Origin of the sequence: Phreatobacter sp., from assembly GCF_052440005.1 — a bacterium.
In the GTDB taxonomy this organism is placed as follows: Bacteria; Pseudomonadota; Alphaproteobacteria; order Rhizobiales; family Phreatobacteraceae; genus Phreatobacter.
Map to the genome: position 1 here is coordinate 16832 of NZ_JBQVQL010000062.1, position 13890 is coordinate 30721.

At 68.7% G+C, this 13890-nt stretch carries 9 protein-coding genes; 5 read left to right on the forward strand and 4 right to left on the reverse strand.

Translation table 11 applies throughout. The annotated features are described in order from the left end of the window. The first annotated feature begins 59 nt into the window (after positions 1–59). Positions 60–2021 carry a TRAP transporter permease gene (locus ACT6XY_RS15370; protein WP_444749202.1) on the forward strand — a complete coding sequence of 654 codons (1962 nt, stop codon included), beginning with the start codon at positions 60–62 and terminating at the stop codon, positions 2019–2021. Beyond that, positions 2018–3133 carry an enolase C-terminal domain-like protein gene (locus ACT6XY_RS15375; RefSeq protein ID WP_444749203.1) on the forward strand — a complete coding sequence of 372 codons (1116 nt, stop codon included), beginning with the start codon at positions 2018–2020 and terminating at the stop codon, positions 3131–3133. The genes ACT6XY_RS15370 and ACT6XY_RS15375 overlap by 4 nt, the downstream gene beginning before the upstream one ends. A 127-nt stretch (positions 3134–3260) precedes the next feature. On the opposite strand, the gene typA is transcribed toward ACT6XY_RS15375, so the two are convergent. Continuing rightward, a complete protein-coding gene (gene typA / locus ACT6XY_RS15380; RefSeq protein ID WP_444749204.1) occupies positions 3261–5084 on the reverse strand; it encodes a translational GTPase TypA in 1824 nt (607 codons plus the stop codon). Between the two features lie 562 nt (positions 5085–5646). Here typA and ACT6XY_RS15385 point away from each other — a divergent pair. The 3 genes from ACT6XY_RS15385 (at position 5647) to ACT6XY_RS15395 (ending at position 7880) form a co-directional block, all read left to right on the forward strand. Beyond that, positions 5647–5994, forward strand: a complete 348-nt coding sequence (locus tag ACT6XY_RS15385) for a hypothetical protein (protein ID WP_444749205.1) — start codon at positions 5647–5649, stop codon at positions 5992–5994. Positions 5995–6009: 15 nt separating this feature from the next. Continuing rightward, complete coding sequence (locus ACT6XY_RS15390) at positions 6010–7185, forward strand: cupin domain-containing protein (RefSeq protein WP_444749206.1); 1176 nt, start codon at positions 6010–6012, stop codon at positions 7183–7185. Positions 7186–7259: 74 nt separating this feature from the next. Further along, complete coding sequence (locus ACT6XY_RS15395) at positions 7260–7880, forward strand: response regulator (RefSeq protein ID WP_444749207.1); 621 nt, start codon at positions 7260–7262, stop codon at positions 7878–7880. A 10-nt stretch (positions 7881–7890) separates the two neighbouring features. Here ACT6XY_RS15395 and ACT6XY_RS15400 read toward each other — a convergent pair whose 3' ends face one another. The 3 genes from ACT6XY_RS15400 to ACT6XY_RS15410 form a co-directional block, all read right to left on the reverse strand. Then, positions 7891–10473 carry an EAL domain-containing protein gene (locus tag ACT6XY_RS15400; RefSeq protein WP_444749208.1) on the reverse strand — a complete coding sequence of 861 codons (2583 nt, stop codon included), beginning with the start codon at positions 10471–10473 and terminating at the stop codon, positions 7891–7893. Positions 10474–10647: 174 nt separating this feature from the next. After that, the gene (gene ilvA, locus ACT6XY_RS15405) at positions 10648–12237 is read right to left on the reverse strand and encodes a threonine ammonia-lyase, biosynthetic (RefSeq protein WP_444749209.1); all 1590 of its coding nucleotides are present in this window, start codon (positions 12235–12237) and stop codon (positions 10648–10650) included. 41 nt (positions 12238–12278) lie between these two features. Then, the coding region (locus tag ACT6XY_RS15410) for a S8 family peptidase (RefSeq protein WP_444749210.1) at positions 12279–13890 on the reverse strand (1612 nt) is incomplete at its 5' end.

Sequence of the window (13890 nt, forward strand, 5' to 3'; positions counted from 1 at the left end):
CCCGGGCCTTCACCTTTGGGGCTGCCTCCGGCTTGCCCCCTCTCCCGGATATTCTCGCCATGCGCGAACTCAAGGGGCCGGTCTTCTGGCTCGCGGCCGCCGTTGCCGTCTTCGGCTCGCTCTTCCACCTGTGGACCGGGGGCTTCGGCTTCCTCGAGCCGCGTGAGCAGCGCTCCATCCACCTCCTGGTCCTGCTGCCGCTGGCCTTCATTCTCTATCCGGCGACGGAGACCTCTCCGAAGGACCGGCCGAGCGCCCTCGACTGGCTTTTGTCGGGGCTCGCCCTGCTGCCGAGCCTCTATTCGTTCAGCTGCGCCAACGGCGGGCGCTACTGCGCCTCGATCATCAACCTGCGCTTTGAGACCGTCGATCCGGTTCACCCCGTCGAGCTGGGCTTCGGCATCATCGCCATCGTTCTCGTCATCGAGGCGCTGCGCCGCGCCGTCACGCCCGTCCTGGCGGGCCTCGTCGCCACCGGCATCCTCTATCTCTTCGTGACCGAGTACATGCCGGGGATCCTGCACTTCCGCGACATCCCGGCGACGCAGATCGTCGAGACCATGTACCTGTTCAACTCGAACGGCATCTACGGCTCGATCACCGGCATCTCGGCGACCATGGTCGCCATGTTCATCATCTTCGGCGCCTTCATCGAGGGCTCTGGCGTCGGCATGCTGTTCCACAATCTCGGCATGAAGGTCGCAGGACGCCAGGCGGGCGGTCCCGCCAAGGTCGAGGTCGTCTCCTCGGCCATGTTCGGCACGATCTCGGGCTCGTCGGTGGCCAATGTCTTCGCCACCGGCTCCTTCACCATCCCTGCCATGATCAAGCTCGGTTACCGCCGACAGTTCGCAGCCGGCGTCGAGGCGGCCTCCTCGGTCGGAGGGCAGATCATGCCGCCGGTCATGGGCGCTGGCGCCTTCATCATGGCCGAGATCACCAACATCCCCTACCAGACCATCGCCCTGGCCGCGATCGCCGGCTCCATGCTCTACTTCTTCATGATCCTCGTCAGCGTGCATTTCGAGGCGCGGCGCCTGCGCCTCACCGGCTGCGATCCCGACGAGATCCCGACCTGGAGCTACGTGCTCCGCGACGTGCACCTGCTCATCCCGGTCTTCGTCATGATCGGCGCCATGGCCTTGGGCTACTCGCCGTCCTTCGCAGCCTTCTGGGGCATTCTCGCCGTCTGGCCCGCCTCCTGGCTGCGGGCCCACACCCGCCTCTGGCCGGCCGACATCCTGCGCATGCTGGCCAATGGCGGCCGAAACATGGTTGTGGTCGCGCTCGCCTGTGCCGGCGCCGGCATCTTCGTCGCCTGCCTCACCGTCACCGGCATGGTGATCTCCTTCTCCACGATCGTGACGGGCCTCGCCGGCAACAACCTCTACATCGCCGGCGTCCTCATCGCGATCACCGTGCTGATCCTCGGCATGGGCGTTCCGACGACGGCCGCTTACATCATCGGCGCGGCGATCGGCGCGCCGATCCTCCAGCAGTTCGGCGTTCCGGTCCTCGCTGCCCACATGTTCGTCTTCTATTTCTCGATCCTCGCCGACGCGACGCCGCCGGTCTCCGTCGCTTCGTATGCGGCAGCTTCCATCGCGCGGTGCAGCCCGATGGCGGCGGGTGTCGTCGCCTTCCGCCTCGCCATCGCCGGCTTCGTGGTCGGCTTCTCCTATCTCCATTCCAGCGCGCTGCTGCTGCAGGACACCTGGCCGGAGATCATCGGCGAGTTCGTCGCCAACGCCCTGGGCCTGACCCTGCTCGCGGCCGGCTTCTTCGGCTTCTTCCGCGCGCCCCTACCCATGGCGGTGCGCCTGCCGCTGATCCCGCTCGGCGTCATGGCGACGCTCTTCGACCCCATTCCGGTCTGGTGGAGGGTGGCGATCGTCGGCAGCGTCGCCGTCGCCCTCTATCTCGGCCAGAAGGCCGCCGCCGGCCGCGAGGAGGGCGTCCTCGCCGACGAGGCCGCGGTCAGGGCCGAGGCGCGGCTCTCGCGGGAGACTTCGCCCACATGATCATCGATTGCATGCAGGTCAGGCTCACCCGCTGGCCCCTGAAGATGACCCGCAAGCACGGCGTCGGCGACGTGGCCGACACCCTGCCGGGCGTCGTCGTCTCGCTCCACACCATGGACGGCCTCACCGGCTGGGGGGAGGCCGCGCCCTGGTCCGTCTTTTCAGGAACGGCGGAGGCGGCGGTCGCCGCCCTCGACGTCTATCTGCGCCCGCTGGTGATCGGCCGCGACCCGCGCCAGCTCGCCCGCATCCTCGCTGAGGCCGACCGCACCATCGTTGGCCACCCGGAAGCCAAGATGGCGCTCGACATGGCGCTGCATGACCTCGTCGGCCAGGCGGCGGGGTTGAGCGTCGCCGAACTCCTCGGCGGCGTCTTCCGGGAGAGCATTCCGCTCTCGGTCTCCATCGCCAATCCCGACTTCGACGCCGATCTCGACTTCGCCCGCGCCCGTCTCGCCGAGGGCATCCGTCTTTTCAAGGTGAAGACGGGCTTCTCCACCCACGCCGAAGACATGAGCCGGCTCGACCGGCTCGCAGCCATCCTTCCGCCCGATGCGTCGCTGCGCATCGACTACAACCAGGGCCTGCCGTCGGTCGACGCCATCCGCACGTTGCGCGACGTCGAGGCCTTCCGCCCGGCCTTCATCGAGCAGCCCGTGGCCCGCGACCGGCGCGATGCCATGGCCGAGATCACCCGCGCCATCGACACGCCGATCCTAGCCGACGAGAGCGTCTTCTCGCCGGAGGAGGCGGTGGAGTGCGTGCGGGCGCGCTTAGCCGACGCCGTCTCGATCAAGCTGATGAAGGCCGGCTCCTTCGCCAAGGGAAAGGCCATCGCCGCCATCGCCCAGTCCGCCGGCATGCCCTGCTACGGCGGGACGATGTACGAGGCGGGCATCGCGCTCACCGCCGGCATCCATTTCGCCGCGTCGACGCCGGCGATGACGCTGGGCGCCGAATACTACACATCGGCCTTCGTGCTCGGCACGGAGATCCTCGCCAACCCCGTGCGGCTGGAGGCCGGCGCCTCCTGGCTGCCGCAGGGGCCGGGCCTCGGCATCACGGTGGATGAGGCGGCTCTGAAGAGCGCGACGGTGGAGGTGCGTGGTTAGCCGTTCGCCTTCGGCGTCTTGGACAGGGTGCAGGGCATCGGCCCCCTGGACGGCGATCCACAATCCCCAAACGACAGTGCCCGGCACATGGCCGGGCACGATGACATTGGGGCGGGATAGGTGGCTGTTACGCCACCGCTTCCTTCGACTTCTCGGCGCGCTTGCGATCGTTCGGGTCGAGATGGGTCTTGCGGACGCGGATGGACTTCGGCGTCACCTCGACGAGCTCGTCGTCCTGGATCCACGCCAGCGCCTTCTCCAGCGTCATGCGGATCGGCGGCGTCAGGCGCACCGCCTCGTCCTTCGAGGTGGTGCGGATGTTCGTGAGCTTTTTGCCCTTCAGCACGTTCACTTCGAGGTCGTTGTCGCGGTTGTGGATGCCGATGATCATGCCGCGATAGACCTTTACGCCGGGATCGATGATCATCGGCCCGCGGTCCTCGAGGTTCCACATCGCATAGGCGACGCTCTCGCCGATGTCGTTGGAGATCAGCACGCCGTTGATACGGCTGGGGATCTCGCCCTTGTGCGGCTCATAAGCCTTGAACAGGCGGTTCATGATGGCCGTGCCGCGCGTGTCGGTGAGCAGCTCGGACTGGTAGCCGATGAGGCCGCGGGTCGGGGCGTGGAAGACGAGGCGCAGGCGGTTGCCGCCCGAAGGCTTCATCTCGACCATTTCGGCGCGACGCTCGCTCATCTTCTGCACGACGACGCCGGAATGCTCCTCGTCCACGTCGATGAGGACCTCCTCGACCGGCTCCAGCGTCTCGCCGTTCTCGCCCTTCTGGAACACGACGCGCGGACGCGACACGGCGAGTTCGAACCCCTCGCGGCGCATGGTCTCGATGAGGATGGCGAGCTGGAGTTCACCGCGGCCGGAGACGAAGAACGTGTCCTTGTCCGGGCTCTCCTCGATCTTCAGCGTCACGTTGCCCTCGGCCTCCTTCAGCAGGCGGTCGCGGATCATGCGGCTGGTGACCTTGTCGCCTTCGGTGCCGGCGAGCGGCGAGTCGTTGACGATGAAGCCCATCATGACGGTCGGCGGATCGATCGGCTGGGCCTGGATCGGGGTCTCGACGGAAGGATCGCAGAACGTGTCCGCCACCGAGCCCTTGGACAGGCCGGCAATGGCGACGATATCGCCGGCGATGCCTTCCTCGATCGGCTGGCGCTCGATACCGCGGAAGGCGAGGATCTTCGAAACGCGGCCGGTCTCGACCACGGTTCCGTCGCGCGACAGCACCTTGATCGACTGGTTCGGCTTCACCGTGCCGGAGGAGATGCGGCCGGTGATCATGCGGCCGAGGAAGGGATTGGCTTCAAGCAGCGTGCCGAGCATGCGGAACGGACCGTCGCCGATGTCCGGTTCGGGCACATGGCGCAGGACGAGGTCGAAGAGCGGGGCGAGGCCCTGGTCGATCGGACCCTCCGGCTTTTCCGCCATCCAGCCCTCGCGGCCGGACCCGTAGAGGATCGGGAAGTCCAACTGCTCGTCGGTGGCGTCGAGGGCTGCGAACAGGTCGAAGACCTCGTTGATGACCTCGACGTGGCGGGCGTCCGGCCGGTCGATCTTGTTGATGGCGACGATGGGCTTCAGGCCGATCTTCAGCGCCTTGCCGACCACGAATTTGGTCTGCGGCATCGGGCCCTCGGCCGCATCCACCAGCACGATGGCGCCGTCGACCATGGACAGGATGCGCTCCACCTCGCCGCCGAAGTCGGCGTGGCCGGGCGTGTCGACGATGTTAATGCGCGTGTCCTTCCAGACGACGGAGGTCGCCTTGGCGAGGATGGTGATGCCGCGCTCCTTCTCGAGGTCGTTGGAGTCCATGACGCGCTCGGCGACGCGCTGGTTTTCGCGGAACGAGCCCGACTGCTGCAGGAGCTTGTCGACGAGGGTGGTCTTGCCGTGATCGACGTGGGCGATGATGGCGATGTTGCGCATAGACATGGCAGGGGCGTCCGGTCGGGCGAATACGAAAAAGCGGGCTCCGTCGATCTGGCGGCCCGCGTGAACTCTGTTGCGGTGCATCTATAGGAGACGGCTCTCCTGCGCAACGGAAACCGGCCGCAACGGGGCGCGACGGAGCGAGCCCGACCCGCCCTCGCAATTTGGGAGGCTCTCGCGGAATGCAAGGCGCATTTGGCGAGACCGCTCGTGCTCCCCGCGTCGCGGATACCGTCTATAGTAGGTGAATTGGAATCTCGGCCCCACATGTTGTTGGTCGGGCGCCTCCAGCATCTTGGCACCGACCCTGCAAGAACCATTGCGACCCGGCATCAGGTGTATGCGTCGCCGGTTCACTGGCTCGGACGGGAGGGGACCGCAATCTGCGACCCCTTGAGCGTGGTCTCCTCCCTTCCACTCCGCAGCCCCTCCACAAAATCCGCTCCCGAGCCGCTCGCCTACGTCAAACCACGCATGACGTACCGGCAGTTTGCCGCTAGCTTCCACCTTAGAAGCATTCGCAGCTGGTGGCTGACGCTGGCGGTGAGAGGGGGAGTTCGACACCATGACCGACGACACACCCGTTCCGTCCGCCGATGGCGACACGACCCCCGCGTCCCGTACGCTCGACCGGCGCCTCTTCGTCTTCAAGACGCTGGCGGGCGCCGCGACCCTCGTGGTCCCCGGTGCCGTCGTCACATCGCAGCCGGCCGAAGCCCAGCGCCTGCGGGTGACGGACAGCGATCCCTACGACCGGGAGGGCCGTGGCCGTGGCCGCATCGTCCGCCGCCGCGGCACCGACAGCGACCCCTATGACGATCCGGGCCGCGGCCGGGTGCGCGTCATCCGCCGCCGCGTGCGCGTCACCGACAACGATCCTCGCGATCCTCGCGGTCGTGGTCGCGGCTGGTAGGCCCGCGCTGCAGCCATGACCCTCGCAGCAGACGCCTTCGGGCTGGCCTTCGGGGCGATGACCGTGCCCGAGGTCCTCGCCCTGCGTGAGGACGCGAAGGCGCGCCACCTGCCCGCAGCCGATCGCCGCCGGTTCGCCCCGCTGCTCTCGATCGCCCATCTCGATGCTTTCCTGCGCACCGACGGGGCCCGCACGCCGCGCGTCTCCATGGCCGACAGCGCCCGCAACGGCAGCGCCGCCGTCCCCGACGACCTTTACGCCGACGAGGACGGCCGCATCGATCCGCTCGGCCTGTTCCAGCTGTTCGACGGCGGCGCGACCCTCGTCGTCTCCCAGTTCCATGAGATGCATCCGCCGTTGGCCCGCTTCTGCCGTGGCCTGGAGAAGCTCTTCCTCCATGCGGTACAGGCCAACATCTACCTGACTCCCCCCGGCGCCCAGGGATTCCGCACCCATTTCGACACCCACGACGTTCTGGTGCTGCAGGTGTCGGGCGCCAAGCGCTGGCGGGTCTGGGGCGACATGCTGATGCCCCATGCGACGCGCAACACGCCCTGGGACGGCGCGGTGCACCGGGCCGATCCTGCGGGCGCACGCGAGGTTCTCCTGGAGGCCGGCGACGTGCTCTACGTCCCACGAGGCGTCGCCCACGACGCCGCGGTGCAGGAGGGGGGCGAGCCCTCGCTCCACGTCACCGTCGGGCTTCTCGAACCCAGTTGGGCGGACGCGCTCAAGGCGGCCATCGACCAGATGGAGCAGCAGCAGCCGGCGCTGCGGCAGTCCTTCCGCACCTGGCGCCTCGCTGATGATGCTGCGCGGGCAGGGCTCGTCGACGCCGCCCGGGAGCGTCTCGCGGCGGTTGCCACCGAGGAATCCCTCGACCTCGTCGCCATGCGTTTCCTCCAGCAGCTCGGCACAGACCGCATGGTCATGCCGGCGCGCGGCCTGCTCGCACCGGCCCCCGGTCTCGACGATCGCCTCGTGCTCGCCGATTCCGTCCACCACTATGTCGTCCCGGTGGGAGAGGGCGCGGAACTTCGCTGGGCGGGACCCGCAGAACCGCTGGGGCCGAATGAGCTCGGCTGGATCGAGAGGCTGGGCGAGGGCGCCACGCCGCGTGAACTCGGCGGCGAGGCGGCGCTTTCCTTCTGCTCCCGCCTCGTGGCGGTGGGGCTGCTCGAGAGGGCCTGAGACCCGCCGGCTTACGCTTCCTTAAGCACGACCGTGGCATGACAGCGAGGTTGCATGACCCAAGGTCAGGTCGCGTGTCCAAGAGTGTTCCGGTCAATCTCCACCGCCCCGCCAGTACCACCATCCTGGTGGCGGACGAGCAGGCCTTCTCCCGGCGGATCATCCGCTCGGTCCTGACGGGCCTCGGCAGGGTGCTGGAATGCCGTACGGGTTTTGACGCCGTCGAGGCTGCCGAGCAGCAGCGCCCCAGCCTCATCGTCCTCGGCATGAACCTGACGGGCCTCGACGGGCTTGAGGTCACGCAGTTGCTCCGCCGTGCCGACGGCGGCCTCCAGTACACCCCGATCATCATGATTTCCGGCGCGCCGACCCGCTCCTCCGTGCTCGGCGCCGTCACCGCCGGCGTGCACGAATACGTCGCCCGCCCCTTCAGCATGAAGACGCTGAGGACGAGGGCGGAGTCGGTGCTGGCCATGCCGCGCCCCTTCGTGCGTACCCGGGTCTATTTCGGGCCGGTCCCACGCGCCAAGACGGTCCGTCGCGAGGTGCTCGGCGGGGCTGGGGGCGAATCCTCCGCCAGCATGATCTGCGGGGTTCACCATTCCCGCGCTGACCAGATGCTCTGCCCGCTCGGCGTGAATTGCCTGTGCCAGGCCTACATCCGGCCGCTGCACAAGGACGTCGTCGAGCTGTGAGCGCTGGCCGTCAGGCGACTGCCGCGGCAGGCGGCAACGGGGCCCTCCGTTCCAGCCAGGAGACGAAGGCCTCCGGCGCGAGCGCGGGGGAGAACAGGTAGCCCTGCATCACGTCGCACCGCAGGCCCTGCAGGAAGCGCCGTTGCGGCTCGGTCTCGACGCCCTCGGCGACGACGGTGAGCCCCAGGCTCTGGCCGATACGGACCACCGCGGAGGCGACGGTCCTCGCGTTCGTGTCGCTCTGCAGGTCGCGGACGAAGCTCTGGTCCAGCTTGATCTCCGCGATCGGCAGGGTCGAGACGGAGGAGAGGCTCGAATAGCCGGTGCCGAAGTCGTCGAGTGACAGCCTGACGCCGAGCCCGGCGACCGCCTCCACCGTCCTGATCGTGTTCTCGCACCGGTCCATCATGACGCCCTCGGTGATCTCCAGCGTCAGGGCGTCCGGCGGCAGGCCGGCGGCCTCCAGGGCTGCGGCGACGATGGCGGGCAGGTGGCGATTGCGGAAATGGAGCGGTGAGAGGTTGACCGATACGGTGGGGATATCCAGCCCCTGCGCCCGCCAGGCGGCGAGCTGGCGGCAGGCCTCGCACAGGGCCCATTCACCGATGGCTTCGATCAGTCCGGAGTCCTCCGCCAGTGCGATGAATCGCGACGGCGGCACCTGGCCGAACTGCGGGTGGTTCCAGCGGGCCAGGGCCTCCACACCGTGCAGTCCGCCGGTCTCGCCGAGCATCTGGGGCTGATAGTGCAGCTCCAGGTGACCGGCCCGGAGCGATTCCTTCAGGGCGTTGACCATCACGAGGCGCTCGTGGATCTGCTCGTTCATGCCCGGGCTGTAGAAGCGGAAGGCGCCGCGGCCGGCGTTCTTGGCCTCGTACATCGCCGTATCGGCGTGCTTCAGCAGCTCTTCGCGATTTCGGCTGTCGCTGGGGTAGAGGCTGATGCCGATGCTGACGGAGGCCGAAAGCCCCATGCCCTCGACGTCGACGGGCACGGCCAGCGCCTTGACGACCCGCTCGGCCACCTGGGCCGCCTGTTCGCTGTCGCAGTTGCCGAGCACGATGACGAACTCGTCGCCACCGAGGCGGCTGACGACGTCGCTCGGTCGCACCTGATCCTTGAGGCGTCGTCCGATCTCCACCAGCAGGGCGTCGCCGGCCGAATGGCCCAGCGTGTCGTTGACGTCCTTGAACCCGTCCAGGTCGAGAAACAGGAGCGCGATTTCGCAGGAGGGGTCACCCTGCGCCGTGGCGATGCGCTGGTCGATGGCCTGCGCCAGCTGGCTGCGGTTGGGCAGGCCCGTCAGCGTGTCGAAATAGGCGAGCCGGGCAATATGGGCCTTGGCCTCGTGGCGCTCGATGGCCAGCGCGCACAGGTGGATGCAGGCCTCGACCAGGCGCTCGTGCCATGCGGTCGGGCCGCATTTCTCGGTGTAGTAGAAGGCGAAGGTTCCCGCGACGCGGCCATCCTTGAGCTTGATCGGGCTCGACCAGCAGGCCTTGAGGCCGATGGGAAGCGGCAGCTCCTTGTAGGGCGCCCACAGCGGGTCGGTCTCGATGTCCCCGACGATCACCGGTTCCCCGCGCCAGGCGGCCGTGCCGCATGAGCCGACGGAGGGTCCGATCGGGACGCCGTCGAGGGCCTCGCAGTAATAGGCGGGGAGGCTCGGGCTGGCGAGGGGACGCAGCTTCTTCTCGCGGTCGACCATCAGGATCGAGCAGACGACACCCGGCGCGATCGCTTCCACCTCCTTGCAGACCAGGGCAGCGACGGCGTCGAGCTCCTCCTCCCGCGCGACGGCTTCCAGCACCCGCTGCTGCAGGGCCTGGATCTGTCGCGTCTCGGTAATGTTGGACATCACGCAGACCGCGTTACACACCTCGCCCGCCGCATCCAGGACCGGATTGACGGTCGCCGACACCCAGATCTCCCGGCCGTCCTTGTGGTAGGCGATGAACTCCATCATGTCGGTGCGCATGCCGCGCGAAAGGTTGTCGAGCGACGTCAGCGACTGGGGGTTCGTATGGCGGCCCTCGAGCAGCTGTGAGGGTTCGGCCCCGATCAGTTCCTCTCGGGAATAGCCAAAGAGGTCGACGAAGGCGCGGTTGGCATAGACGATCCGCCGGTCGCGCCCCGTGATGTGGACTGCCTGGTCGGTTTCGTTCGCCACCAGTGACAGGAGATAGAGCTCCTCACGCCGTCTCACGTCCTCGGTGACGTCCTTGACGAAGGCGGCGTAGTAGAGCGTGTCGCCGATGCGCGTACGCGACAGCGAGAGCGCCCCCCAGACGAGGGAGCCGTCGGGGCGGTGGATGGGCACCTCCACCGTCTTGCCGACAAGCCGGTCATCCCCGCCGAACCGGTTGCGGTCGATCTGCTCGTCGTGATCGGCGCGGGCGTGGTGGGGCACGAGGGCGCGCACGTTCCTGCCCATGACCGCGCTGCGATCGATACCCCACAGTCGCTCGGCAGCCGCGTTGAACAGGACGACGTTGTTGCAGCCGTCGATGACCACCACGCCGTCGATGGCCTGTTCGATGATGGGCCCGAAGAAACCGATTTCCGCGATGGGCTCGCGCGGCTCTGCCGACATGGATCAGTCCTGCGTGCGCGGCGCCGGAAGAAGGCCGCATATTTGACAGATCGTATCGGGGATTGGTTGCCGAGGCCGTAAACGCCGCTCCGCCTCGCCGGGGCAGGCGCCGTTGCGACGGTACTTTCCTCCCGTGTGGTAAATGGTTGGTGGCGGGGCGGGAGGGGCCGAAAGTCAGGCCTCGCCGCCGAGGAAGGCCTTGTAGGCGGGGTTGCCTGTCTCTTCCCAATAGGGATAGCCGAGATCGTCGAGGCGCTTCTGCAACTGCGCGTACTCGCCCTCCGGCACCTGAATGCCCGCCAGCACGCGGCCGTAGTCGGCGCCGTGGTTGCGGTAGTGGAACAGCGAGATGTTCCAGCCCTCGGACAGCGAGGTCAGGAACTTCAGCAGCGCGCCGGGCCGTTCAGGAAACTGGAAGCGGAAGATCCGCTCGCCGGCCATGCCCCGCGTCTTGCCGCCGACCATGTAGCGGACATGGAGCTTGGCGAGCTCGTTGTCGCTCATGTCGAGCACGGGATAGCCGTGCTCGCCCAACATGGTGAGAATGGCGCGCTTCTCCTCGCCGCCGGCGTCGAGCTGAACGCCGACGAAGATCTCTGCGCGCTCGGGATCGGCGTAGCGATAGTTGAACTCGGTGATGGCGCGCTTGCCGAGGAGCTGGATGAACCGCCTGTAGCTGCCCGGCTTCTCAGGAATCGTGACCGCCAGCAGCGCTTCCCGCTTTTCGCCGATCTCCGCCCGTTCGGCGATATGACGCAGCCGGTCGAAGTTCATGTTGGCGCCGGAGTTGATGGCGACGAGGGCGCCGCCTCTCGCCCGGCCCTGCTCGACATAGGTCTTGAGCCCGGCAAGGCTGACGGCACCCGACGGCTCGGCCACCGCGCGCGTGTCCTCGAAGATGTCCTTCACTGCGGCGCAGATTTCGTCGGTGCTGACCCTGATGACGCCATCCAGCAGCTCCTTGCACAGGCGGAAGGTCTCCTCGCCCGCCTGCCGCACGGCGACGCCGTCGGCGAAGAGCCCCACCTGATTGAGAATGACCCGCGAGCCCGCGGCGATCGCCTCCGCCATGGAGGCGGCATCGTCAGGCTCGACGCCGAAGACCTTCACGTCGGGCCTCAGGAACTTGACGAAGACGGCGATGCCGGCCGCGAGCCCGCCGCCGCCGATCGGCACGAAGATCGCGTCGAGGGGGTCGGGATGCTGGCGAAGGATCTCCATGCCCACCGTCCCCTGGCCGGCGATGACCTCGGCATCGTCATAGGGATGGATGAAGGTCTGGCCCTTCTCGGCCTCGATCTGCCGGGCATGGCCATAGGCCTCGTCGAAGCTCTCGCCATGCAGGACGACGCGGCCTCCGCGGCTCCTGACCGCCTGCACCTTGATGTCGGGGGTGGTCTTCGGCATCACGATGGTGGCCTTGACCCCGAGCTTCTGGGCGGCGAGCGCCACGCCCTGAGCGTGGTTGCCGGCCGATGCGCAGATCACGCCGCGTTCGAGCGCCTCGCGCGGCAGGCCCGCCATCTTGTTGTAGGCGCCGCGCAATTTGAAGGAGAAGACTGGCTGGAGGTCCTCTCGCTTCAGCCGCACCGCGGCGCCGAGTCGCTGCGCCAGCCGCGGCATCGGGTCGAGCGGGCTCTCGATGGCGACGTCGTAGACGCGGGCCGAAAGAATGGCGCGGATGTAGTCCTGCATGGCGGGCCGGTCCTCCGGCGCCGCTCCTACCGCGCCGCGGCGCGCGAGGGAACAGCCGCGGCGGCGCATGGCAGGTCGGACGGAGGCGAGATGCCTCCGTCGCAGCGGTTTCAGCGCGGCGTGACGCTGGCGGGCGCCGGTGCGGCGGGGGCTGCCGTGGCAGGCTGGGCGTCGGCGCGCGGTGCTTGCTCCGCCGGGGCCGTCGCGATGGCGGGCGGGGCCTCCTGACGCGGCAGTTCGGCGGTCAGCGCCCGCACCGGGTCGGCGACGCCAGCCCCGAGCTTCGGGTCGGGAATGTCGTTCTGGCGAGCGGTGGTCTGGAGGAGGCGGCGCAGCGTCGCCGGGTCGGCGTCGGGGTGCCGCTCGAGGATCAGTGCGGCGATGCCGCTGATATGGGCCGCCGCCACCGAGGTCCCCGACGATATCTGATAGCCGCCGCGCGGAGCGGGGAGGATGATCTCGACGCCCGGCGCGGCCACGGCCACGTGGTCGCCCTGGGTCGCGGCGTTGAACAGCCGTCCCTCCCGGTCCGTCGCCGTCACCGCGATCACGTTCGGATCGGCGGCGGGGAAGGCGATCGGCGCCTCCGGCCCGCCGTTGCCCATGGCCGCGATCATGGCGATGCGGCGGTCCGCCGCGACCTGGATGGCGCGGGCGATCATCGGGTCGCGCGGGCCGGCGAAGCTCATGTTGATGACCCTGGCGCCGTTGCGGATGGCCCAGTCCATCGCCTTGACGATGTGGAAGCTGGTGCCGGTGGAGCCCTGGGCCTGGCCGGGGGCGAAGGCGCGCACGGCGAAGATGTCGGCCCCCGGTGAGACACCGAGGAGCTGGCGCTGGGCGACGATGGCGCCGGCCATGCCGGTGCCGTGCTCGTGGGCGCGGAACTGGCCGCCCACCGCGTCGAAGCTCTGCGTGATGCGGCCGGCGAGCTCGGGATGGGCGGCGTCGACGCCGGAATCGATGACGGCGATGGCGACGCGCTGGCCGCGGGCGATCTGGTGCGCCTCCGAGAGGCGAAGCGCCTCCACCACGTATTGCAGCCGCTGGTCGCGGCCGGCGCGCATCGCCTGGGCCGACTGCAGGCGGACGCGGAACTCCGGCCGTTCGAACACGTAGTTCGGCTGGATGTAGGCGAAGCCCACCGCCTGCTGCATGGCGCGGATCGCCGCCGGCACGGTCTGCCGGTTCGGCACGCGGTAGCGGTGCATGACGGCGCCTACCACCTCGGCAGTCTCGCGCTGCAGGAGCCGCAGGTTGAAGCGGCGCTCGACCTGGCGGATGGCGTCGCGCGGCGCGTCAGGCGCCATGATGAACAGGACCTCGCCGGCGACGAACCGGCGCTCGTTGGCGGCGGGAAGGCCGGGCGGGTCCCCCGCCGCCCCGGAGCCCGCGCGCTCGTTCGCGCGCGCCTGCTCGATGATCGACAGGATGGCCGGCACGGCGATGGCCGCCGCCGCCGCGCCGATGATCGCGTTGCGACCGCCGCCACCCCCGAATCCACCGCCGCCGGGAAGACCGGGGGGCAGGATGCCGCCCGGGCCGCCGGGGATGCCCGGAATTCCGCCGCCGCCGACTGCCGCGCCGATCATCGGTGCGATGACGCCGAGAGCCGCCGCGGCGCCAGCTCCCTGATCCTGCTGCTCGCCCTGGGGCCTTCGATCTCGGGCGTTGCGCCGCCCATTGGCGCGGCCGGGCTGCTGCTGCGGCTCGGCCTGGGGC